The 2,474-nt window shown below is 64.6% G+C and carries 3 protein-coding genes; 1 reads left to right on the top strand and 2 read right to left on the bottom strand.

Features of this window, described 5'->3' with window-relative positions:
* Positions 1-226 precede the first annotated feature (226 nt).
* On the top strand, positions 227-517 hold the full coding sequence (locus WCB02_RS16880) for a hypothetical protein (RefSeq protein WP_423959680.1): 291 nt from the start codon (positions 227-229) through the stop codon (positions 515-517).
* A gap of 204 nt (positions 518-721) precedes the next feature.
* On the opposite strand, the gene WCB02_RS16875 is transcribed toward WCB02_RS16880, so the two are convergent.
* On the bottom strand, positions 722-1,930 hold the full coding sequence (locus tag WCB02_RS16875; RefSeq protein ID WP_423959679.1) for a hypothetical protein: 1,209 nt from the start codon (positions 1,928-1,930) through the stop codon (positions 722-724).
* Between the two features lie 56 nt (positions 1,931-1,986).
* A partial coding sequence (locus WCB02_RS16870; RefSeq protein WP_423959677.1) for an NUDIX hydrolase occupies positions 1,987-2,474 on the bottom strand: 488 nt, incomplete at its 5' end.

Genomic DNA, 2,474 nt, shown 5'->3' with positions numbered 1-2,474 from the left:
CCTATGAACTATCTTGTAGGTTGCCGTTCTAGACCGAAAGCCGAAGATAGTCGCGAAGCCCAATCTGCGAAATCACAAACTCATGGACGAGGTGTGATGCAGCCGGTCGGAGCGGACTTTGTTGACGGAACGATGAATTGACTGAACGGCAACGTTCGCGATTTGTTCAAGGACTGCAGATCATGGCAAGATCAATGGCGGAGGGATCGTGATGACGGAATTGTCGATGCGGATCATTCTGACGGCGGCGGCGCTCTGCGCCACCCCGTCCCTGGCCTTCGCACAGGCCGCTGCCCCCGCGCCCTGGGAGGTCAAGCCCGATGTGGGTTACGCCTACGACAAGGACGGCAAGACCTATTCCTACAAGATGGGCACCAGCAATGCCGGCCTGCTGCTCAAGGGCGCCAGGAAGGTGCCGAAGGGCACGCTGTTCTTCATTGGCCAGAACGGCCAGCTCTATATGCGGACCGGCCCGTATCTCGAGGGGGACGGCAAATTCATGTTCGGGTCGAATTGAGCCTGAGCCGCGAATCGTGCGGCGAGCACCAGGACGATACCGATTCCAGATCGCCGGGGCGCAACCGATGATGATGCGTCGTTCCGACCTCGAGCCGGGACCCATACCGGGCGATCTTCAGTTTTGGGAAACGGCGTTCGATGCCCTGTCGCTGGTCCCGAGCGCCTGTGGTTATGGTCTAGGCGTTCGTCAGGACGACACATATCAAAACGCCGCCGCCAGGTCGCGTGCGCCGGGCAGGTTGCTGTTGGCGTCCATCCGCGCGTCGGTGACGGCGAGCAGTTTCGCCACCGTGTTGTGGCGGATCGCGACCGGGTTGCGCTCATAACCCGAGCGCTGGAAGAAATTCGCGGTCGGCACCTGTTCGCGCATCGCAAGCGGCATCGTCACCATGTCGAGCCCGGTGCCGTCGCCGGTCAGGTTCATCATCTCGAGTTCGGCCGCCGTGAGCGGTCGGGTATAGCCTTTCTCCCGCGCGAAGATCACCGAGGTCAAAAGCTTGTGGGTCTGCAGCATCGGCCCGACGTCGATATCCAGCACCATGGCATGCAGCGCCCAGCCCCGTGGCGTGTCGCCGAGCTTTTCGTGCTCCGACCAGTCATCCGGCACCGAGCGCGCCAGCGCCACCATCTTCTTCAGCACGGCGATCTTGGTGTCCATAGTCCTGCGTTGAGGGCCATTGAGATGCGCGGCCTTGTCCGTCAGCGCCTTGATGAGCGGTTCGCCCTGCTCGGCGAGCAGTTCGACGGTGTTCGTGGTGAGCAGCTGATTGTAGCCGATCGCGGTCGAGATCGCGCGGGTGCCGTGGAAGCCCGATTGCGACGCGTGATCGCCGTTGCCGCCGGTCTCGAAGGCATAGACCCGCACCGCCTGTTCACGCGTTAGTCCGGCGGCAGAGGCGAAACGGGCATAGGCCCGCTTGAAGTCCATGTCGTTGGCGGGCTGCTCCGGCGCCCATTGGAAGTACTCCGCCGCGGCTTGCAGGAGATCGGTGACGACCGGAACATATTTGCGCTCGCGCGGCTCCTGCGGCTCCGATTCCGGCAGCGGATTAGCCGGCCGCTTCGGGCCGGTATAGACCGGCGGCTGCGTCAGCACATAATCGTCCAGCACGATGGGCTGATGATCCCGCCGCTTGGCGTAGCGGCCGTGCCGCTTCTCGGCGATCGAGGCCCAATAGGCGCTGGCGCGCTGCTCGAACGCCGCGCGGGCTTCCTGATACTCCTTCAGCTTGCGGTGATAGTCCGCGATCAGCTCGGGCGAGACCATCGACACCTGCGTTGGCTGCATCTGCGCAACCAATTGCGATGCCAAGAACGGCGGTTTGGCGTTCGCCGTGGCGGGCGACAACCCGCCCAATGGCTGCGCCAAGGCGCCCACCGCCACGCCTGGCAGCGCGAGCGCGAGAACCATCAAATCTGGGCGAATCGCTGGGGGCCACATGGCCTCGTTGTGGCCGAAAACCGCGGCTACTTCCAGGCAAACACCGGCTGTTCCAGCTCGGCGACCCGGGTCCCGCGCCCGCCCAACATCTCGCGGAATTGATAGATCATCGCCGCCGTCGGCGCATGGATCAGCCGGCCCTCGAAGTGAAACCGGATCACGCGCCGCGTGCTCTCGGGGATGTCGGTGAAATCGAACGCCTCCGGCTGCTCGACGGCCGCAAGCGGAATGGCATGGACGGAGGCGACCTCGGCCGGGTTCGGCGCCAGCGCCGCACACCCGGCCGCCCAGACCACGACCGGCGTGATCAGATAGCCGGAGCGGGTCGGATAGTCGTCGAGCAGGCCGAGCACGGCATCGGCGGCGAGCGAAAGGCCGAGCTCTTCCTGCAATTCGCGCAGCGCCGCCTCGATTGGCGTCTCGCCGGCATCGCAGCGTCCACCGGGAAGCGCCCATTGCGCGCGATGGGCGCGCAAGCCCGCGGCACGCCGCGTCAGCAACAGCGCCGTTTGTC

Source organism: Bradyrhizobium sp., from assembly GCF_049581145.1.
Lineage (GTDB): Bacteria > Pseudomonadota > Alphaproteobacteria > Rhizobiales > Xanthobacteraceae > Bradyrhizobium.
Note: the sequence above shows the minus strand (reverse complement) of the source record. Positions and strands in the feature narration are given on the sequence as shown.

What these genes read in the sequence shown, in the direction of transcription:
- WCB02_RS16880 (WP_423959680.1), top strand. Translation starts at nt 227, where the DNA reads ATGCGGATCATTCTGACGGCGGCGGCGCTCTGCGCCACCCCGTCCCTG.
- WCB02_RS16875 (WP_423959679.1), bottom strand. Translation starts at nt 1,930, where the DNA reads ATGGTTCTCGCGCTCGCGCTGCCAGGCGTGGCGGTGGGCGCCTTGGCG.